The sequence below is a fragment of the Microbacterium sp. NPDC091662 genome (genome assembly GCF_044756705.1).
In the GTDB taxonomy this organism is placed as follows: Bacteria; Actinomycetota; Actinomycetes; order Actinomycetales; family Microbacteriaceae; genus Microbacterium.
In genome coordinates this window covers 1,816,376-1,835,614 of the sequence record NZ_JBIVTM010000001.1, presented here as the reverse complement: position 1 = coordinate 1,835,614, position 19,239 = coordinate 1,816,376, and the positions used below count along the sequence as shown (strand labels likewise).

Below are 19,239 nucleotides of genomic sequence, written 5' to 3'. Positions count from 1 at the left end.
GCATTCAGAAGTCTCCGTCGTGCCCGCCGCCCGTCGTTCCCTCCGCCGAACCGCGCTCGCCCTGGTGCTCACCGTCGGCATCCTCTTCGGAGCCGTCGTCATCGCGGATGCCCCGGCGTCCGCCGCGGAATCCGCGCCCACGGTCACCGACATCTCGGTGGCTCCGTACGAAGCATCGAATCCTCTGGTCCCGTCTGCGGCCCTGCCCTATCTCGCCGTCACCCTCACCGTGGAGCGCGAGCTCCCGAACACCGGGGACACCTTCGAGGTGCGTGCACCGGCGGGCACCCGAGCTGTGCTCAGCGAAGGGGCATCGATCGTCGATGCGGCGGGAGCGGCACTCGTCGACGTCGCCGTGACAGCTCAGTCGGCCGACGGCGATACGGTCACCGGAACGTTCACCGAGACCGCCGCGAACAGCCGGAAGGTGAGCGGAACGTTCACGTTCTTCCTGCAGATCGTCGGCAACGGGATCCTCAGCGAGGGAGGTGGGACGTACCACGCCGTGTTCGACGCGGAGGGTGTGCGTCATACCGCCGACGTCGGGTACGGGGTCGCGGTCGACCTCTTCCGGTATGTCGGCGGGCACTGGGTCCACGGCGCGACCAGCACCTCGACCGGCAGGTTCGTCGTCCAGGCGAAGGCCGAAGGCGATTCCTCGCTCGCTGCCCGGGGTGGCCAGTGGGTGGCCGCCGGCGCGGACCCGAGCCCTCCGTTCACCGGATCGACCCCGGACTGCGCCGGTGTGCAGCTGCGCGAGTTCTCTGCGGACCCCGGCCCCGTGAACATCCCCGTCAGCGGTGGCACCGTTCTCGTCGCCGGCACCGACTACGTCTTGAACTGCGACGACTCCCTCGACGGCACCCCGGTCGTGAGCGCCACGATCCCGCGCCCCGTCGACGGTGCCTTCTACGTGCTCTCGTCCCCTCGGGAGGTCACCGGTGTCGTCACCTATCTCCCCGCCGACAACCCCGCGGTGCCGGAGGCCGGTCGAGCGGTGGGGCTGTTCAATGCCATCGGCGCCGTGTCGGACGCGCTCCACGACCCCTCGGGGTCCACTCAGACGTCCACCCTGCTGATGTACACCGGCCGCAGTGGCGGGATCGGCAGCACCGAGCCGGCGTCGCCTGGGCTCGACCTCGACACGGCCGCATCACCGGCCGAGGGTACATCGCTGCGCCCCGGCGACCGGGTCGCGTACGAGTTCACGCTCACGAACACCGGGAACGTGCCCCTGGCGGATGCGACGCTGACGGCCGACCTGGCATCGCTGCTGCGTGCAGCGCGCATCGACCGTCCGATCGGAGCGACCGCGGGCGCTGCCGTCCTCGACGGCGATGTGCTGCGCTGGACGGGGCTGATCGCCCCCGGAGACAGCGTCACGGTCTCCTTCTCCGCCCTGGTGGTCACGGGCGGCACCGCGATCGTCGTCGATGTCGAGGCGACGAGCCCGGGTGCTCGAGGCGGCTCTGTGCCCGTGGATCATCAGACCCTCACACGCGAGGTCGTCGCCGCGCCGGCGGCGGCCGTCGATCAGGGCGATCCGACGCTTCCGCGTGAACTCGCGCGCTCCGGAGGGGACGGCCCCGCGCTCGCGGCCGCCGGGATCGCGTTCGCGTTCGCCGGCGCTTGGCTATCGGTAGCCGCCCGCCGTCGTCAGTCGCGCTGAGGATCGTCGGCGAGGACGTCCTTTTCCTTGTCCGTGTCGTCCCCGTCCGTGTATTCCTTGTCCGTGTCTTCCTTGTCCGTGGGAGGCACGGTCGGCGGGGTCCCCTTGCCGTCCTCGGCTCCGAGATTGTCGTTCTCGTCCGGGCCGGGAGAGGGCTCGGTGCTGATGTCGTTGCGATCGCGTGTGCTCATGTGCGGCTCCTTCGTCGTGCCGGTCTTCTCCGGGCAGATCTTCTTCTCAGGGCAGATCTTCGACGTCGATGTCGCCGTTCTCGTCGTCATCGAGGTCGTCGTCGGTTGAGGGCATGTCGGGGTCGATGCCTTCTGCTTCGACCTCGGGGCGGTCGTCCGTGTGGTTCTGCGGGTCAGACATCAGGTGCTCCGATCGATCGGTGGGTGACCGACCAGTCTCGGCCCTGAGCCCTCCGCCCGCCTGCCCATTGACAGGCGGGCGCCCACGAGCGCAGAATCCGGCCCCCGATGCTGCTGGTGCCCGCGGTTCGCCGAGTGCACGGCTTGCCCGCGAGTGCACGGTTTATCGACGCGAGCACCCCGTGCACTCGGCGAGATCCCGTGCACTCGACGTGTGGGGGGCGAGGGGGGCGAGGGGGCGAGGGGGCGTCGGTCAGCGGCGGACGCGGGCCCGCGTCTTCGCGACGCTCGCGAGCGTGGCACGCACCGGGGTGCCGAGGTAGAGGCCGAGCGAGGCGCCGGATGCCAGGCCGATTCCGATGACCGCCGCATCGATGAGCGATCCGCCGGCGAGCAGCATGCCGGTGGAGGTGCCGGCCGCGTGGACCATCTCGAGCAGGCCCTGGAACACGGCGACCCCGGGAACCAGCGGCACGATCGCGGCGGTGGTCACCGCGACCGAGGGTACGTGCAGGTTGCGTGCGATCAGCATTCCGAGGAAGCTCGCCAACAGGGCACCGACCGCGCTCGCCGCCGCGGGGTGCAGGTTCAGTGCCACCGATGTCGAGTAGCCGGCGAGGGTGACGGCGCTGAGCAGGGCGCTGACCAGGATGATGCGGATGCCGGCTCCGTTGAACACGGCCACGGCGACCGCGATGATGATCGCTCCGGCGAACTGGTTCACGAGTGGCCCGAACGGTGCAGGGTCATCCGGGAGGTCCATGGTGAAGCCCAGGACGCCGCCGAGTTCCAGGCCGACGAGGATGCCGATCACCACGCCGAGGGTCTGCATGGTGAGGTCGAGGATGCGCCCGCCGGCGGTGAGGGCGAAGCCGTCGATCGCGTCCTGCGCGGCGCCGACCACGGTGAGGCCGGCGAGCATGAGCACGATGCCCGAGGCGACGATGATCGAGGGGCGGATGTCGACGAACGGTTCGATTCCCGCGGCACCGAGTGCGGAGACCACGACGGCGACGACGGTCGTGACGAAGCCTCCGGCGATCTGACTGAAGAACAGCGGCACTCGGAGTCGGGCGAGGCCCGCCTGGGTCAGTGCCGCGCACAGGGCGGCGACGAACGTGAGACCGACGATGATCGGGGAGGCGCCGAGCATGATGCTGACACCGACCGCGAGCAGGGCGCGCGCGACGATCACGACCGGCTGCTGATAGCGGAACGGCACCCGTCGGATGGCGCGGAACGTGGTGCGTGCGGATTCGAGGTCGAGGCCGCCGTCGATGTCGGCGACCAGGGCCTGCACGCGCTGCAGCTTCGCGTGATCGGGGGCGGTGACACGCACGACGCGCACCAGGGTCTCGGGCCAGACTTCGCCGCTCAGGTGGAACGACACTGTGATCGAGTTGTAGGTGACGTCGACCTGCACGCCCCTCATCCCGTAGGCGTCGCACACACGGGTGATCGCGAGCGTGACCTCATGCGCGGAGGCGCCCACTGCGAACATCGATTCGCCGATCCGGGTCGCCAGGTCGAGCACCCGGGGGACCGTGCGTTCGTCGATGACGGGCATCGCCTCGGTATGCGCGACGGCCGAGGGATCGGTGTGCAGCAGGCGGCGCACGGAGGAGAGCAGCGGCCGGCGGGATCTCGCGGACATATGCTCCATTCTCCCGCCCGTGCCGACGATCCGTCGAGCCGGCCGGAGGAGGTGCGCCGGAGATGCCCTTCGCTGCGGGCTCCCTAGTCCTGCGCGAAGATCTCGGGGTGCGCGTCGATCAGCTCTGCCTGCTCGCTCCACGAGAGGCCCACGATGCTCAGCACCACGCGGACGACGGTCGAGTCGGCGTCGGTCGTGGTGAGCCGGAGCTCGCGCAGGGTGGCTCTGGCGGTCTCCTCGATGAGGAAGGCGAGCAACTCGGCCGGCATGTCTGCGCGGAACGCCCCCGAGTCCACTCCGACCCTCGTCAGATCGCGGATGCGTCGACGCAGGGGCGCCAGAGCGAGCACGGTGTCGGCCAGATGCGCATCGTCGAGGGCGATGTTGGCCGAGGCGCGTACGGCGGAGGCCTCTCGCCAGAGTCGCGTCGCCATGCGTGCCAGGGTCACCCGGGGGTCGGACTCGTCGGTCGTCTCGGCGATCGCGTTGAACCGCTGCGCACCGACCGCGATCACTTCGCGCAGCAGGCTGTCGCGATCGGCGAAGTGACCGTAGACGGCGCGACGGGTGAGACCCGCTGCCTGCGCGATGACGTCGAGCGACGCCGTGGGATTGGTCGCGAGCACCGACTGTGCCGCACGCAGCAGGGCCTCTCGGTTGGCCAGGGCATCGCGTCGACGCGGCGGGTTCGGTGCGGTCACTTCAGGTCCTTTCGCGGGGGCGCGGGGGTCAGGACATCAGTTTGGTCGAGGCGAGTGCTTCGACCAGTTTGCGGTTGTACGTCATCAACGGACGCCGCAGCACGAGTCCGAGGAGCAGCGCGGGAACGATGAACAGTGCGAGTGCGCCGAGCGCCCACCAGAAGTCGGCCTGGTAGACGCCGGCGATCGCCGATCTCACCATGTTGACCGCATAGGTCGCGGGGAGGAAGGGGCTGACGCCCTGGAACCAGTCGGGAAGCAGCTGCAGGGGGTACGCGCCGCCCGAGCCCGAGATCTGGATCACGAGCAGCAGCACGGCGAGTGCCTTGCCCGCATTCCCGAACGCCACGACCGCGGTGTAGACGATGAGCGTGAACACGGTCGAGATCGCCCACCCGGCCAGGATCAGCAGGAGCGGATGCGCGGGTTCGATCTGCACGAAGAGGATCAATCCGAGCGTCAGCAACGTGCTCTGCGCGAGACCGACCAGACCGAAGATGCCGTAGCGGCCGAGGTACTTCTGCGTCGGTGTGAGCTCGGGGCGGTCGGGGAGCGTCTCAGCGTTCACGTCGACGCGGATCGTCACGGTCATGAGAAGCGCGCCGACCCAGAGGGCGAGGATCATGTACAGGGGCGCCATGGCCGCACCGAACCCGGCCACAGGGAAGACCGCGGTGCGGTCCAGGCGTACGGGCTCGGCGAGCGAGGTGGCGAGCACACCGGGGTCGGCGCCGATCAGTTCGCTGAGGTCCCCGGTGTCGGCAGCCTTCGCGATCGATTGCTGCACGGTATCGAACCTGTCGGCCAGAGCATTCAACGATGCGGACAGCTGCGTCGTGGCTTCCTGCGCGCGCGACAGCGTCGACAGCACCGAGTCGGATGCTCCGGACAGGCCCGATGTGATGCCGGACAGGTCGGAGCGGATCGCCGACACATCGGACCCGATCTGCGTGAGCGTCGACGAGAGCGCGTTCAACTGAGCCTTCAGACCGTTGTCATAGGTGCTCCGGGCGTCGGCGATCGCCTTCTTGGCCTCGGCGATCGCGGCCGTGATCTCCTGGTGCGAGCTCTGCGCCGAGTCGTTGCCGGCGGCGACCTCGGTCGCCGCCTTCTGCAGTCGCTCCTGCAGCGCCTGCTGCCGTGCGATCGCCTCGTCGAGGCGGCTGATCACGGCCGCGAAGTCGGGCTGTGCGGATTCAGGGAGATTCGGTCCGACCTGCGTCTCCAGCGTGTTCTTCACCGCGGTGTACTGGTCGACCTGCTGCTGCACGCGCTCGGCGAGCGTGGTGATCGCCTGCACCTGGCTGCCGCTGAGCGAACCGGCACCCGCGTAGAGCTCGTCGACGCGCTGGCCCACGGCGTCGTAACTGTTCGACGTCGCCGCGAGGGCGTCCGCCAGCGATTGCGCCGCCGTCTGCAGGGTCGCCTTCAGCGTGCTCGCCGCATCCACTCCGCTGCCGAGAGCACCCGAGGTGTCCGTGAACGCGTCGCCGGCCTCGTCGACCAGGACTGAGGCGCTGTCCAGCAGCGGCCTGCTCGCTTCGAGCAGAGCGGTGAAAGTGTCGGCCGTGTGCGCCCCGGAGCGCAGCTGATCGCCCACGCTTCCCACGCGCGCATCGACGCGGGTGAGCGCCGCCTGCGTGTCTTCATCGGTGAGGTAGTCCGACATCGACGAGATGAGGCCCAGCGCCACGTCACCGAGCGTCTGCGCGAACGTGTCGCTGATCGCGGACGACACCCCCTCCGCACCCTGGCCGGTGATCTTCGGTGCCAGGGCGTTCTTCTTCTCGTTCGTGTAGAGCGCGATGTGCGTGCGGTCGCCGCCGTCGGCGTAGAACGTCAGCATGTCGGCGCTGAAGGTCTCGGGCAGCACGATCGCGGCGTAGTACTCGCCGGACTCGGTACCGTCGATCGCGTCGTGCTCGTCGGTGATGACCCAGTCGAGTTGGTCGTTCCCTCGGAGCTGAGAGAGGACCTGCTCCCCAACGTTCACCCGGATCGGGACCAGGTCACTCTCGTACCCGGCGTCGGTGCTGGCGACGGCGATCTTCAGGTCCTTGGTGTTCGCGAACGGGTCCCAGCTGGCGATGACGTTGAACCAGGTGAACAGAGAGGGGATGACGACCAGGCCGAACAGGACGATGCACGCCATCACGTTCTGGGTCGCGTGACGCACGTCGCGGAGCGTCAGGCGCAGGATGTCCTTCACGCGCGGTCCTCCCCTTCTGCGGTCTCGTCGTCTGCTGTCGATGCGGTGTGTCCTGCTCCGGGTTCGTCTTCGTCCTCGTCTTCGTCTTCGTCTTCGTCCGGAAGGAGAGGATCCTCCGCAGCGTCGGCGACGACCGCCTCCGCTGCCTGCGCAGGGGCTGCAGGATCGGTGTCCGCTCCGGTTTCCCCGTCGTCGGCAGGCTCCGACGGCGGTTCCGGGTCGAACCACGCGGTGAGCAGGGCTTCCGCCTCGGCGCCGGCGGCCGGCGCCTCCGGCACATCGGCCGCGGTCATGGCGACGGCTGCGGGGGAGGCCGGGCCGAGCGGTTCGACCATCGCCGTGGGCAGGGCGGCCTCGCGCCCGGCGGGGCCGGCGAGAGCGAGCCGGCGCAGTTCGGTGTCGTCGAGAGCAGCGACCTCCTGCCCGTTCTCGAAGCTGTGCTTGATGTACTCGATCGCAACGAGGAATCCGATGACCACCAGGATCCAGAGGGTCCACAGCCCCAGCAGCAGAGCCTTCGACCCGGGGAGCGCCCAGGTGAGGATGCCGAGCACGACGAGCCCGGCGACCCCCGTGAGCACCGTCGCCTTCAGCAGTGTCGGGTAGCGGCGCGTGAACGGCTCGGCGCGGCGAGCGAGGTCGTCGCGGTATTCGGCGCGGTTCGACAGCGCCCGGATCACGTCGGTGAGCCGGTATCCGCTGCCGACGACCTGCACCTTCTCGCCGATGAGGAGGTCGGTCGAGAGCACCTGCCGGTTGAAGAGCAGGGTGAAGTTCGCGAGGCGGCGGCGCAGGACGAGTCCGAGGAGGAACGCGAGGGCGACGAACACGGCGAGGGCGCCGAGGAAGCGCCAGTAGTGGCCGTCGTAGAAGCCCCCGATCGTCTCCCGCATCGCGTCGATGCCGTAGGAGAACGGGAGGAGCGGATAGATCGCGCGGAAGAACCCGGGCATCAGTTCGATCGGGTACAGCCCGGATGCTCCGGGGATCTGCATGATCACGAGCAGGATGCACAGGCCGCGGCCGACGTGTCCGAACGCGACGCAGAGGGCGTAGATGATGCTCACGTACGCGAGGGCGATCAGCACACCGGTGCCGACGAAGGCGGCGGCACTGACCGTCTGCACGCCGATGATGAGGTTGCCGATGCACACGATCAGCGCCTGGCCCACGGCGAGCGTCGCGAAGAGGAAGAAGCGGCCGAAGTAGGCCTCGCGTACCGTGACCCCCTCGACGCCTTCCGTGTCGACCTCGACGCGGAAGATCACCATCAGCACGAAGGCACCGATCCACAGCGACAGGTTCGTGAAGAGCGCGGCCATCGCCGAGCCGTAGGTGTCGACCGGGAAAACCAGGTGCTCGTCGACCTCGACGGGGGAGGAGATGAACTGGGCGATCTGCTCGGGTTCCAGATCGGTCAGGGTGCCGAGCAGACCCCATTCGGATGCGGCGCCCGCCGCGACCACGTCGGTGCGCGACGTCTGCAGACCCTGTTCGATCCCGGCGAGGTCGTCGTCGAAGCTCGCCAGTGCCGCCGAGGTGGCCACGAGCTGCGAGTCCAACCCGGCCAGCAGCTGATCGGCCTGGGCGAGGACGCCCTTCTGCGCGTCCAGCGCCCCCGAGAACGATCCGACGCTCGCCGACAACTGCGACATGGCGCTGTTCAGGGAGGGAACGGTGCGGGTGAGGATGTCGCGCATGGCGGAGGAGGCATCCCTGGTGTCCTGCATCGCCTTGTCGACAGCGTCGGCCGTCGCCTGAATGGAGCGCACGGTGTCGGAGGCGCCGGTCTTGAGGTTCTTCAGGTCCGCGAGCAGTTGCTGGTCGGTGGCATTGCGCTGCTGCAGCGAGGTGATGACCCCGGTCAGTCGCTGCTTCGTGTCGTCGCTGAGCTCGGTGTTGTCCAGCAGCGTCTGCAGCCGGGCGACCGCCGCCTCGTTCGCCTTCAGCACGTTCGAGACATCGTCGATCCCCGCGTCGATGCGCACGCCGGCCTGTTCGAGGCTCTGGGTGAGACGGGTGATCGAGACGTTCGCCTTCGACGAGGCGTCGGCGAGCAGGGTCGTGCCCTGGAGGAACGCGGTGGTGGCGCTGTCGGTGAAGGCGATCACCTCCTTCTGCGTCTCCGCGATGATCGACTGCGTCTGAGCGAGCGACTTCTGCACGTCGCCGAGCGTCTTGTCGACGTCACCGAGCGTGTTCCGTGCAGACGAGAGCGTGCCGCGTGAGGAGGTGAGCCCGTCCTGCGTCTCGGCGAGGTTCTCGCGGGCCGAGGCGAGCGTCTGCGTCGCCTGGTCGAAGGCATCGAGGGTGTTGTCCCTGGCGTTCAGCAGTCGCAGCTCGGTGGAGTCGCCGACGTCCTTGAGGGCGTTCGTCGCTGCGAGGGCCACCTGTTCCTTGAAGGCGCTCGTGACCTGCTTGTCGAGCTCGGAGGCGCCGACGTCGGTGATCTTCGGCGCGATCGCTCCGGCCTTCTCGTTGACGTAGTACTGCAGCGCCGGCTGGGTGAAGTCGCCGCTGGTGATGCTGAGCAGGTCTTCGCTGAACGAGGCGGGGATGACGATGGCGGCGTAGACATCGCCGCTCTTCACGGCGTCTTGAGCCTCGTCCTCGCCCATGAAAGTCCAGCCGAGCTGGTCATTGTCCTCGAGCTGCTCGGTCACCTGCTCACCGATGTCGATGTGGCCGGTGAGGTCAGAGGTGGCGCCCTCGTCGAGGTCGACGACCGCGACGCGGATGTTCGCGGTGTTGGCGTACGGGTCCCAGAAGGCGTTGATGTTGAACCAGGCGTATAGGGCGGGGGTGATGAGCACGCCGATGATGATGATCCAGGCTTTGGGTACGCGGGAGAGTCTCTTGACGTCGCGTTTGTAGACCCGCCAGCTCTGTTTCACAGGACGAGTTTACACAGTACGTGCACACCAACGTGCAAGTTAGCTGGATGCGGACATCGCCCGCAGCACCGGGGCTTTCGCGAATGCGCAGTCGGCCGAATCCGCAGGGGCGGCGATCGCTGCTGCGGGGTGCTCGGCTTCACGCGATCGTGGATCGCCGCGGGCTGACTACGCCGATCGCACGCGCTCGTCGATCAGCCCGCGCAGTTCCTCCGCGGTGACATCGGCGCCGAATGCCGGGTTCCCGGGCTGGAGTGCCGCGCCGGCCGACAGGGTGTCGAGGACGACCGGATCGAAGCCGAGCCTGTCGATCAGCTCCGCGACCGCGGCGAGGTCGGCTGGCGCGTCTCCCGCGATGGCGATGGCCTTGCGTCCGGGCGCTCCCGCCGGCCGGGCCTCGTCTTCGAGGTCGTGATAGCCCATGTGGTTCAGGGCCTTCACGACGCGCGACACGGTCAGGAACTCCTGCACCAGCTCGCTGGTCGAGGTGCGGGGGTCGCTCAGATCGTCACGGATGCCGTCGGTCTCCCACCAGTAGTTCATGGCGTCGAGCACGAGCTTTCCGCGCAGCTGCTCGACCGGAAGCGTGCGGTACTTGCCCAGCGGAAGGGCGAGGATGGCGGCATCCGCCCCGGCCGCCGCATCCTCGGCCGTCACCGCGGTCGCTCCCTGCGCGAAGACATCGATCGTGAGCGCGATCCGCTCCGGTGTGCCCGAGCCCGCGATGAGCACCCGATACCCCGCGGTGAGAGCGAGGCGCGCGATGGTGGTGCCGACCTTGCCGGCGCCGAGGATGCCGATGGTCTCGATGGTGTCGTTCATGACGCTCTCCTTCAGGCGTGGACGGCCTTGCCGTCTTTCGTGATCTGGGCGACACCGGGGTCGGCGAACGCTCCTTCTCCCGGATCCTCGGCGAGCAATTCGCGCACGCGCGGGGCGACCTTCTCTCCGAAGAGGCGGATGCTGCGTGCACGCGCGTCCTTCGGCAAGTGCATGATGTCGTACTTCAGGTCGAACCGGGACAGGTGATTGCTGCGCACGGCGGCGGCGAGCTTGCGTGCGACGGTCTCGGGAGAGCCGACGTAGAGCGCCCCGGTGTCGACCTCCTCCTCGTAGCGCTCGAGCGTGGGCGCATAGAAACCGCGCTCCTTGCTCATCTGGGTCACGACCGGCTCCCAGTGCTTCCAGTGCACGTTCTTCGCCTCGTCGTCGGTGTCGGCGATCAGGCCGAGCGAGTGCTGCCCGATCGGCAGCTCGGCCCGCCCGAACTGCTCCAGGGCGCGCAGATACAGACGCGCGTGGCCGGCGAAGCGCTCGGGGCGTCCGCCGATGATCGCCATCATCAGGGGCAGTCCGTGCTCGGCCGCGCGGATCACGGAGTCGGGGCTGCCGCCGATGCCGATCCAGGCCGGGATGCCGCCCTCCGGCATCCGCGGCTGCAGTCGTACGTTCTCGAGCGGGCTGCGGTAGGTGCCGCTCCAGGTGACGCGCTCCTCGCGCATCAGGCGCAGGAACAGGTCGAGCTTCTCCTCGAAGATCTGCTCGTACTCGGCGATGTCGTAGCCGAAGAGAGGGAACGACTCGATGGCCGACGCGCGTCCGAGGATGAGCTGGGCGCGGCCGTCCGAGAGCCCGTCGACGGTAGCGAACTCCTGATACAGCCGCACCGGGTCCTGCGTCGACAGCACGGTGACCGACGAGCCGAGGCCGATGGTCGACGTGGCCTGCGCCGCGGCGGCCAACACGACGGGGGTCGCCGAGTCCATGTGGCCTTCGCGATAGTGCTCGCCGATGCTGAACACGTCAAGACCGACCGACTCGGCCAGTTGCGCCTCTTCGACGAGCAGCCGCAGCGTCTCGCCGTCCGACATGACGCGACCGGCGTCGGTGGCCACCTCGCCGAAGGAGTTCAGCCCGAACTCGAGTTCCGTCATCTCCATCACGACCCTTCTGCACGACCCGGCGCCTCCGGATTGACGTGTCAATAGGCTGCAACCGTAGGATTGACGTATCAATTCCCGGGAGGTGTGATGGTCGAAGAACGCCGCCGCAGCACGCCGACGCCTGAGCAGCTGCGCATCTGGCGCGGCTTCGTCGAGACGTCGGCAACGCTGCGGGATCGTCTGGGCGCGCAGCTCCAGAACTCGTCGTCACTCTCCTCCGGCGACTACCAGGTGCTCCTCGCCCTGAGCGAAGCTCCCGGGCATGCCGCGCGGTCGTCCGAACTGGCGGCCCTGATCGATTGGGAGCGCAGTCGCCTGTCGCATCATCTCGGACGGATGGAGAAACGCGGTCTCGTCCGGCGCGTCCCGGCAGCGGACGGCGTGCACGGTGTCGACGTGCACCTCACCGACGAGGGAGCAGAGGCCTTCCGCGCCGCAAACGTGCCCCATCTCCGCGCCATCCGCGACCTGTTCGTCGACGCGCTCTCGGCCGAGCAGCTGGCCGCGGTCGACGAGGTCACTGCGGCCCTGCGCGCCCACCTCGGACTCGACGCGGATGCCGATGCCGACGGTCGCCCGTCGGAGTAGCGCCGTCTCGGTCCAGCTCGGGTGCCCTGTCAGCGAACGTCGGCCCTCATGCCCAGGAATGCCGAGCAGACCTGCAGGGAGAGGCGCAGCATCCGCTCGCGATCGAATCCGGGCGCACCCACGGTGAGTTGCACCGACAGGCCATCGACGGCTGCCGAGATCACGTCGGTCGCATCATCGAGGTCGTCGAAGGTGAAGGCGCCGCGCTCCCGCCCGTAGGCGAGGATCTCACGCAGGATGCTGCGCCAGCGGCCGTCGAGCTCGCCGTGCACCGCCGCGACCGCGTCGTCGGTCGCCGCGTCGGACCACACCTGGAACCAGAGGATCCAGCCCGGGTCGCCTCGTCCGTCCGATGCCGACAGCTCGAGGAGACGCTCCAGCCGTGCCCACGGCTGATCGATGATGCGGAGCTCGGCATCGACCTTCTCGACGAGAGATTCCTCGCTGCGGCGGATGGCGAGCATGAGCAGGTCGGTCTTCGACGGGAAGTAGTACGTCACGTGCCCCGCGGTCATGCCGGCCCGCTCGGCGATGTCCGCGACGCGCACGTTCGCGAGTCCGAGTTCGGCGATGGCTGCGGCCGTGGCATCGACCACGATCTTCTGACGGGCCGCGCCCTTTGCGAGCCGGGCGGTCACGGCGTCCCCGGCAGGTCGTGGGTCGCGCAGTGGATGCCGCCGCCGCCGGATGCCACGGTGTCGATGTCGAGCGACACGATCTCGCGATCGGGGAAGTGGTCCTGCAGGATGCCGCGGGCACGGTCGTCTGCGCGACGATCGCCGAACTCGGGCACGAACACCGCGCCGTTGCCGACGAAGAAGTTCACATAGGAGGCGAGGAAGTCGTCACCGGATCCGCGGATCTCGCCGAAGTCGGGCTGAGGCAGGTCGATGACCTCGAAGCCATGCCCGTCGGCATCCGTCGCCTCCTCGAGGACGGATCGCGCCTGTGCGCTGGAGCGCGACCAGACGTCGTCGGGCGACCCTTTCCCCGGGGTGTCGAGCAGCACGACTCCGGGCGCGGTGAAGCGCACGAGCGAATCGATGTGGGCATCGGTGATGTCTTCGCCGTACACCCCGTCGAACCAGATCACCTTCCGCATGCCGAGCAGCGTCACGAGTCTCTCCTCGATCTCGTCGCGGCTCAGCCCCGGATTGCGGTTGTCGTTCACCAACGAGCTCTCGGTCACGAGCAGAGTGCCGAGGCCGTCGGTCTCGAGCGAACCGCCTTCGCCGACCAGGCCGGCCGGAATACGCGGGATCTCGAACTCGCGCAGGAGCGTCTGGGCCACGAGAGCATCGTTCGGATGCGCCTGCTTGTCGCCCCAGCCGTTGAAGGAGAAGTCGACGCCTTCGACGCCGTGTGCGCCGTCGACGAAGACTGGCGCCGTGTCGCGCGCCCACAGATCGTCCACGGGCAACTCGACGATCTCGACCGCGGAGCCGCATCGGGCGGCCGCATCGTCGACGTCGGACGGGGAGGCGAGCATCACCACGGGTTCGAATTCCGCGATCGCGCGGGCGACGTTCGCGATGTCGTCGCGCACGAACCTGACGTCTTCGCCCCAGATCAGAGCGGTGGGCCACGACATGAAGGTGAGGGCATGGCTGTCCCACTCGGCGCCCATCCGCCGGTCTGTGCTCGGCTGCGCGCTGCCGGATGGTCGACGGGGCTCCACTGATCCTGCCGGTGCGCACGCGAGCAGCGTCGTCCCGAGCAGCCCCAGCCCGGTGGCCGCGAACAACCCGCGCCGGGACACCTCGAACGTTCCCATGTCCGCCCTCCTCAGAATTAGATGAAATCCAATTCTAGGCGGGGTAGTCATGACCGACTCAGCTTCGGGGACGCTCGTCCGTGCTCAGCACGGACATCATGATGGAGTCGACCCATTCGCCGTCCCAGAAGAGCGTCTCCCGTTGGCGCCCCTCGTACCGGAACCCCGCCTTCTCGTAGGAGCGCTGAGCGCGGGGGTTGAACGAGAAGACGTCGAGGCTCACGCGGTGCAGCCCGATGCGGTCGAACGCATGGTCGAGGACGGCGCGGGTCGCCTCGGTGCCGAATCCGCGCCCGACCCGGCCCGGATTCAACGAGATGCGGAAGTTCATCGCGGCATCGTCTTCCTCCAGCTCGTTGAGGACGATCTCGCCGACGTACTCCTCGGTCGCGCGCTCGATGATCGCCCAGTCGGCGCGATCGGCGCGATCCGCGAGAGATTCCAGATGCCGTACGACCGCCTCGCGAGTGAAGGTCTGACGCGTACCGGTGAGCCGCAGCGACTCCGCGTCGAACAGGCCCTCCCATACGCCGTCGAGATGAGCGACGCCCAGGGGTTCGAGCCGGAGCCGTGGGGTCGACAGCGTGGCGAGGGCGGTCAGCGCGGCGACCTCGACGGCCGGCGGATTCATGCCTACGCCCCCTCGAAGACCGGGCTCAGGAAGCGGCGCTCGTAGCGGCGGATGCACCGTGTCCTGCGCGCGAAGTCGAACGCATCGACGCACTCGGGGTCGGTCTTCGAGGCGGTGCGGTACACCTCGTACTCCGCCAGGGAGGGGAAGGAGAACAGCGCGAAGGCCTCGTCGCTGTCACCTTCGCTGGGCAGGAAGTAGCCGTGGTGGGTACCGCCGTGCTTCTCCACGAGACGGATCCAGGTGCGCCCGTACGCGGTGAAGTCCTCCAGCTTGTCGGGGTCGATCTCGTAGCGCAGGTGAACGGTGATCATGCGGATGATCTTTGCAGATCGGCCCGTACGCCGCGGAACGCGGACACTACGCTGAGCACGTGACGAACTCGCGCGACATGGTCCACATTCCGGGCGGCACCTTCCTGATGGGGTCCGACGACTTCTATCCTGACGAGCGCCCGGCGCACCAACGCGAGGTCGCGTCGTTCTTCATCGACCGCTACCAGGTGACGAACGCGCAATACGCCGAGTTCGTCGATGCCACCGGGTATGTCACCGTCGCCGAACGCGAGCTCGATCCTGCGGCATTCCCCGGTGCTGATCCTGCCGATCTCGTCCCGGGCGCGATGGTGTTCACTCCGACGTCAGGGCCGACGAATCTGGGCGACTGGCGCAACTGGTGGCGCTGGCAGCCGGGCGCGTACTGGCGTCGTCCGTTCGGTCCTGACTCGTCCATCGACGATCGGCTGCAGCATCCGGTCGTGCACGTCGCGTTCGAGGACGCGGTCGCCTACGCCGACTGGGTGGGGATGCGACTGCCCACCGAGGTCGAGCACGAGTACGCGGCACGCGGGGGAGTGGACGGTGCCCCCTTCGCCTGGGGCGACGAAGCCTACCCCGGCGGTGTCGCCCAGGCGAACTCGTGGCTCGGCCGCTTCCCCTACGACAACCAGGGCGTGGGCGGCACGGCTCCGGTCGGCTCGTACCCTCCCAACGGGTACGGCCTCTACGACATGATCGCGAACGTCTGGGAGTGGACGACCGATTTCTACACCCCGCGCCATATCCGTCTGTCCGACACCCCCGTCGACGCCGGCAAGCGCACGAACCTGCTCGCCGCCGCGAGTGCGCAGGAGGGGTTCCCCGACATCCCGCGTCGCGTGCTCAAAGGCGGCTCCCACCTGTGCTCGCCCGACTACTGCCTGCGCTTCCGGCCAGCCGCGCGCTCGCCGCAGGCCGAGGACACCGGCATGTCGCACATCGGATTCCGCCTCACCCGCTCCGAGTGAGGCGCCCTGGGTGTCCGTACGAAGGAGTGCTTAGCTTCGATCGAGGGCGATCGCCCGTCTCACGCGTCGAAGCAAGGAGTCGTCATGGCTGACAAGCCCAACATCCTCATCATCTGGGGCGATGACATCGGCATCGCCAATCTGAGCACCTACTCCGACGGCCTCATGGGTTACCGGACGCCGAACATCGACCGGATCGCCGACGAGGGCGTGAAGTTCACCGACTACTACGGCGAACAGAGCTGCACCGCGGGACGCGCGGCGTTCATCACGGGCCAGAACCCGTATCGCACCGGGCTCACCAAGGTGGGGATGCCGGGCGCGAAGCTGGGTCTGCAGCCCGAGGATCCCACGATCGCCGACGCGCTCAAGCACCACGGCTACGCGACGGGACAGTTCGGCAAGAACCACCTCGGCGACCGCGACGAGCATCTGCCGACCGCGCACGGATTCGACGAGTTCTTCGGCAACCTCTACCACCTCAACGCCGAAGAAGAGCCGGAGCACCCCGACTATCCGACGGATGAGGAGTTCCCGGGCTTCAGCGAGAAGTTCCGTCCGCGGGGAGTGCTGCACACCTGGGCGAACGACGACGGCACCCAACGCATCGAAGACACCGGTCCTCTGACGAAGAAGCGCATGGAGACGGTCGACGAGGAGTTCCGCGACGCGGCAGCCGACTTCATCCGCCGACAGGCCGACGACGACACCCCCTTCTTCGTCTGGTTCAACTCGACGCACATGCACTTCCGTACCCACACCAAGGAAGAGAGCAAGGGACGGGCGGGACGTTGGCAGTCGGAGTACCACGACACGATGCTCGACCACGATGACGTCGTGGGAAGTCTGCTCGACCTGCTCGATGAGCTGGGGCTGGCCGAGAACACGATCGTCATGTATTCCACCGACAACGGCCCGCACATGAACAGCTGGCCGGATGCGGGCATGACGCCGTTCCGCAACGAGAAGAACTCCAACTGGGAGGGCGCGTACCGCGTGCCCGCGATGGTCCGCTGGCCCGGGCACATCCCGGCGGGGACGACGCTCAACGGGATCGTGAGCCACAACGACTGGTTCGTGACGCTGTTGGCGGCCGTCGGCGACGCTGACATCGCTGAGCGTCTGAGGGCGGGCACCGATCTGCATGGCACATCGTTCAAGGTGCACCTCGACGGGCACGACCAGCTCGACTACATCACCGGCACCGCCGAGCAGAGCCCGCGACGGCACTTCTTCTACGTCTCGGACGACGGCGACCTCACCGCCCTGCGCTTCGACAACTGGAAGCTCGTGTTCCTCGAGCAGCGTGCGGTGGGAACCCTGCAGGTGTGGCAGGAGCCCTACATCGAACTGCGCTTCCCGAAACTCTTCAACCTGCGCACCGATCCGTTCGAGCGGGCCGACATCACCTCGAACACCTACTGGGACTGGGTGCTCGACCACGTGTTCCTGTTCGTGCCGGCACAGGCCTACGTCGGACGGATGCTCGGCACACTCGCCGAGTTCCCGGCCCGCCAGGAGTCGGCGTCGTTCACGATCAATCAGGTCATGGCGAAGCTGGAGTCGACCGTCGGCAGCTCCTGACCGGATTCCGCCCGAGTTCCTCTCGATAGCATTGCCGTTCCCCCCTTTTCGCACGGCAATGAGGATGGTTCTGCGTGGCGGCTCGGCAATCAGGAACCGCGGACTCGTCGGGCGCACCCGTTTCCGCCTCGCGCTACATCGTCCGTTCGCGGCTGCTGCGTGGAGTGTTCATCAGCCTGGTGATCTCCGGAATCGGAATCTCCGTCACGGTTCCGCAGATCACGCTGTTCCTCGTCGGCGAGCTCCACCTCTCGACGGCGCAGGCCGGTCTCTACTTCCTGACCAACCTCACCGCTCCGATCGCCGGATACGTCGTGGGGTCCCTGTCGGATCGTGCCGGTTCGCGGCTGCTGGTCTTCCGCCTGTCCGCCCTCGCCGGGTTCCTCGGCTGGGTTCTGATGGCCGTCGCCATGCAGGCGTGGATGCCGTTCGCCATCAACATGCTCCTGTTGAGCACGGCCGGGGCCGGCGCCGCGCAGCTGCAGGCCGCGGTGAGGGACGAACTGAACCGGAGGCCGACTCCCGCCGACAACGAGGTCGTCGCGGTCATGCGGATGGCCATGGCGTTCGGATGGATCGTCGGGCCGGTCATCGGTGCCGTCCTCGGAGCGCTCATCGGGTTGCGCCCCCTCCTGCTGGTGACGGGGCTCTGCGTGCTGCTCTCGCTGGTGCCGCTGATCGGCGTGAAGACCGACTCCGCGGCCGCGCGCAGGGTGTTGTCGACTCCGATCCGCGAGCCCGGTGGCGCGGCCCCGGTCTCGACTGCGCAGCCCGTACCGCATCCGCGTTCGATGCTGCCGCTGCTCGTGTTCACCGCGATCTACGTGCTCATCATGTGCGGTGAGACGGTCAAGCTCGCCTATCTGCCCCTGTACATGGACGGCGAGCTCGCCGTCGATGCGGGCGTGCGCGGTGCGATCATCGGCTTTCAGCCCCTCGTCGAGCTTCTCCTGATGCCGTTCGCCGCGAGACTCGCGACACGATTCGGGACCACGCGCGTGCTCTTCGCGGGTGCCCTGATGGCGGTCGCCGCGCACGTCTCCTACGCTTCCGCCGGCCAGATCGTGCCGCACATCGCCCCGCTCATCGTGGGACAGGTGCTCATGGCGGGTGTGATCGCGACGTTCGGCGTGCTGGGGATCACGGTGGCGCAACGGCTGGTTCCGGCACGGGTGGGCATGGCGACCAGCGTCTTCATGAGTTCCTATGCGATCAACGCCGCCGTCGGAGGCTTCGTGGGCAGCATCGGTTCGCTGTGGCTGGGCTTGCCGCAACTCTTCTGGATTCCCGCCGTGATCTCCGCGATCGGCGCAGTGGCGCTGGTCGTCCTCAACATGCGGGTGCCGCTGGATGCGCCCGATCGGAGCAGTTGACCTCGAACGGTGCGTCCTGAGAAGGAACGGGCCCCGGTGGGAGGCGTCCGGCGGACGGCCGTGCGCCCGAGAGGGATGGAGGGGGTGACCGGGCACTGGGGAGAGCGCGGGTCACCCGCCTCCGCTGGCCGGGGAGCCAGCACGGGGCGGAGCGGAAGAGGCCGCTCCGAGATGAAGACAGTCCCCACCGCCTTCATCACCGGTGCCATCGCACCACACCGGGAGAGCCTTCCGGCGCGGTTCGGCTTCTGATGAGTGTCAACGGTCCTCGACTGAGGTGTCGTTCGAGGATGGAGAAGTGGTGGATGCCGGCTCCGTAGGTGTCTGCACGCGCATCGACAGCGATGCGGCCTCGTCGTCTCGGCGGCTCGGGCGCCATGGCACCCTGCCGATTCCGCGATTCGCGCGCCCACACGATGCCCACGGCGTCCGATGCAGGGCGTGCATCACGATCCCCCGACGCTCTTCTTCTGATTCCGGCGCGCACCGCCACTGAGGAGGCCGCGGGTCATCACTGCACTAGGTCGGAAACGCCACGTCAAGCGGATGCCATCAACCGAGGA

General features: G+C 68.1%; 17 protein-coding genes. 5 read left to right on the top strand and 12 right to left on the bottom strand.

The genetic code is table 11. The features are described 5' to 3' along the window. Positions 1-19: 19 nt before the first annotated feature. Positions 20-1,669 (top strand): hypothetical protein, encoded by a 1,650-nt coding sequence (locus ACIQLD_RS09005; protein WP_402607504.1) that lies wholly within the window; start codon positions 20-22, stop codon positions 1,667-1,669. On the opposite strand, the gene ACIQLD_RS09000 is transcribed toward ACIQLD_RS09005, so the two are convergent. The 8 genes from ACIQLD_RS09000 to ACIQLD_RS08965 all read right to left on the bottom strand — a co-directional run bounded on the left by ACIQLD_RS09000 (position 1,657) and on the right by ACIQLD_RS08965 (position 11,438). Then, positions 1,657-1,860 (bottom strand): hypothetical protein, encoded by a 204-nt coding sequence (locus ACIQLD_RS09000; RefSeq protein ID WP_402607502.1) that lies wholly within the window; start codon positions 1,858-1,860, stop codon positions 1,657-1,659. The genes ACIQLD_RS09005 and ACIQLD_RS09000 overlap by 13 nt on opposite strands. 46 nt (positions 1,861-1,906) lie before the next feature. Then, positions 1,907-2,041: a hypothetical protein gene (locus ACIQLD_RS08995; RefSeq protein ID WP_402607499.1), complete on the bottom strand. Its 135-nt coding sequence runs from the start codon at positions 2,039-2,041 to the stop codon at positions 1,907-1,909. Between the two features lie 252 nt (positions 2,042-2,293). After that, complete coding sequence (locus ACIQLD_RS08990) at positions 2,294-3,694, bottom strand: threonine/serine exporter ThrE family protein (protein WP_402607496.1); 1,401 nt, start codon at positions 3,692-3,694, stop codon at positions 2,294-2,296. 83 nt (positions 3,695-3,777) lie between these two features. Further along, positions 3,778-4,395, bottom strand: a complete 618-nt coding sequence (locus tag ACIQLD_RS08985) for a TetR/AcrR family transcriptional regulator (protein ID WP_402607493.1) — start codon at positions 4,393-4,395, stop codon at positions 3,778-3,780. Positions 4,396-4,423: 28 nt separating this feature from the next. Continuing rightward, a complete protein-coding gene (locus ACIQLD_RS08980) occupies positions 4,424-6,604 on the bottom strand; it encodes a YhgE/Pip family protein (protein ID WP_402607490.1) in 2,181 nt (726 codons plus the stop codon). After that, positions 6,601-9,498 (bottom strand): YhgE/Pip family protein, encoded by a 2,898-nt coding sequence (locus ACIQLD_RS08975; RefSeq protein WP_402607487.1) that lies wholly within the window; start codon positions 9,496-9,498, stop codon positions 6,601-6,603. Before ACIQLD_RS08975 ends, ACIQLD_RS08980 begins: the two co-directional genes overlap by 4 nt. Positions 9,499-9,666: 168 nt before the next feature. Continuing rightward, the gene (locus ACIQLD_RS08970; protein WP_402607484.1) at positions 9,667-10,320 is read right to left on the bottom strand and encodes an NADPH-dependent F420 reductase; all 654 of its coding nucleotides are present in this window, start codon (positions 10,318-10,320) and stop codon (positions 9,667-9,669) included. An 11-nt stretch (positions 10,321-10,331) separates the two neighbouring features. After that, entirely contained in the window at positions 10,332-11,438 is a 1,107-nt protein-coding gene (locus tag ACIQLD_RS08965; RefSeq protein WP_402607481.1) for an LLM class flavin-dependent oxidoreductase, read from the bottom strand. A 90-nt stretch (positions 11,439-11,528) separates the two neighbouring features. On the opposite strand from ACIQLD_RS08965, the gene ACIQLD_RS08960 reads away from it, so the two are divergent. Beyond that, the gene (locus ACIQLD_RS08960) at positions 11,529-12,029 is read left to right on the top strand and encodes a MarR family winged helix-turn-helix transcriptional regulator (RefSeq protein ID WP_402607478.1); all 501 of its coding nucleotides are present in this window, start codon (positions 11,529-11,531) and stop codon (positions 12,027-12,029) included. A gap of 29 nt (positions 12,030-12,058) precedes the next feature. Here the strand turns inward: ACIQLD_RS08960 and ACIQLD_RS08955 are convergent, their stop codons facing one another. Genes ACIQLD_RS08955 through ACIQLD_RS08940 form a run of 4 tightly spaced genes read right to left on the bottom strand, consistent with a single transcriptional unit; the run spans position 12,059 to position 14,748 of the window. Next, complete coding sequence (locus tag ACIQLD_RS08955; protein WP_402607475.1) at positions 12,059-12,667, bottom strand: TetR/AcrR family transcriptional regulator; 609 nt, start codon at positions 12,665-12,667, stop codon at positions 12,059-12,061. Beyond that, positions 12,664-13,803 carry an agmatine deiminase family protein gene (locus tag ACIQLD_RS08950; protein WP_402607472.1) on the bottom strand — a complete coding sequence of 380 codons (1,140 nt, stop codon included), beginning with the start codon at positions 13,801-13,803 and terminating at the stop codon, positions 12,664-12,666. The genes ACIQLD_RS08955 and ACIQLD_RS08950 overlap by 4 nt, the downstream gene beginning before the upstream one ends. A 58-nt stretch (positions 13,804-13,861) precedes the next feature. Continuing rightward, positions 13,862-14,434, bottom strand: coding sequence for a GNAT family N-acetyltransferase (locus tag ACIQLD_RS08945; RefSeq protein ID WP_402607470.1), 573 nt, complete (start codon positions 14,432-14,434; stop codon positions 13,862-13,864). Positions 14,435-14,436: 2 nt separating this feature from the next. Further along, positions 14,437-14,748: an NIPSNAP family protein gene (locus ACIQLD_RS08940; RefSeq protein ID WP_402607467.1), complete on the bottom strand. Its 312-nt coding sequence runs from the start codon at positions 14,746-14,748 to the stop codon at positions 14,437-14,439. A gap of 77 nt (positions 14,749-14,825) precedes the next feature. On the opposite strand from ACIQLD_RS08940, the gene ACIQLD_RS08935 reads away from it, so the two are divergent. From ACIQLD_RS08935 to ACIQLD_RS08925, 3 genes are all read left to right on the top strand, one after another. After that, positions 14,826-15,719: a formylglycine-generating enzyme family protein gene (locus ACIQLD_RS08935; protein WP_402608507.1), complete on the top strand. Its 894-nt coding sequence runs from the start codon at positions 14,826-14,828 to the stop codon at positions 15,717-15,719. A gap of 84 nt (positions 15,720-15,803) precedes the next feature. Continuing rightward, positions 15,804-17,303, top strand: a complete 1,500-nt coding sequence (locus tag ACIQLD_RS08930) for an arylsulfatase (RefSeq protein WP_402607465.1) — start codon at positions 15,804-15,806, stop codon at positions 17,301-17,303. A gap of 74 nt (positions 17,304-17,377) precedes the next feature. After that, positions 17,378-18,676, top strand: coding sequence for an MFS transporter (locus ACIQLD_RS08925; RefSeq protein WP_402607462.1), 1,299 nt, complete (start codon positions 17,378-17,380; stop codon positions 18,674-18,676). Positions 18,677-19,239 lie beyond the last annotated feature (563 nt).

Bases quoted from the DNA above. Each gene is read 5' to 3' on its own strand.
- ACIQLD_RS09000 (WP_402607502.1), bottom strand. From the start codon at position 1,860: ATGAGCACACGCGATCGCAACGACATCAGCACCGAGCCCTCTCCCGGC.
- ACIQLD_RS08940 (WP_402607467.1), bottom strand. From the start codon at position 14,748: ATGATCACCGTTCACCTGCGCTACGAGATCGACCCCGACAAGCTGGAG.
- ACIQLD_RS08995 (WP_402607499.1), bottom strand. From the start codon at position 2,041: ATGTCTGACCCGCAGAACCACACGGACGACCGCCCCGAGGTCGAAGCA.
- ACIQLD_RS08935 (WP_402608507.1), top strand. From the start codon at position 14,826: ATGGTCCACATTCCGGGCGGCACCTTCCTGATGGGGTCCGACGACTTC.
- ACIQLD_RS08950 (WP_402607472.1), bottom strand. From the start codon at position 13,803: ATGGGAACGTTCGAGGTGTCCCGGCGCGGGTTGTTCGCGGCCACCGGG.
- ACIQLD_RS08930 (WP_402607465.1), top strand. From the start codon at position 15,804: ATGGCTGACAAGCCCAACATCCTCATCATCTGGGGCGATGACATCGGC.
- ACIQLD_RS08990 (WP_402607496.1), bottom strand. From the start codon at position 3,694: ATGTCCGCGAGATCCCGCCGGCCGCTGCTCTCCTCCGTGCGCCGCCTG.
- ACIQLD_RS08945 (WP_402607470.1), bottom strand. From the start codon at position 14,434: ATGAATCCGCCGGCCGTCGAGGTCGCCGCGCTGACCGCCCTCGCCACG.
- ACIQLD_RS08970 (WP_402607484.1), bottom strand. From the start codon at position 10,320: ATGAACGACACCATCGAGACCATCGGCATCCTCGGCGCCGGCAAGGTC.
- ACIQLD_RS08965 (WP_402607481.1), bottom strand. From the start codon at position 11,438: ATGGAGATGACGGAACTCGAGTTCGGGCTGAACTCCTTCGGCGAGGTG.
- ACIQLD_RS08960 (WP_402607478.1), top strand. From the start codon at position 11,529: ATGGTCGAAGAACGCCGCCGCAGCACGCCGACGCCTGAGCAGCTGCGC.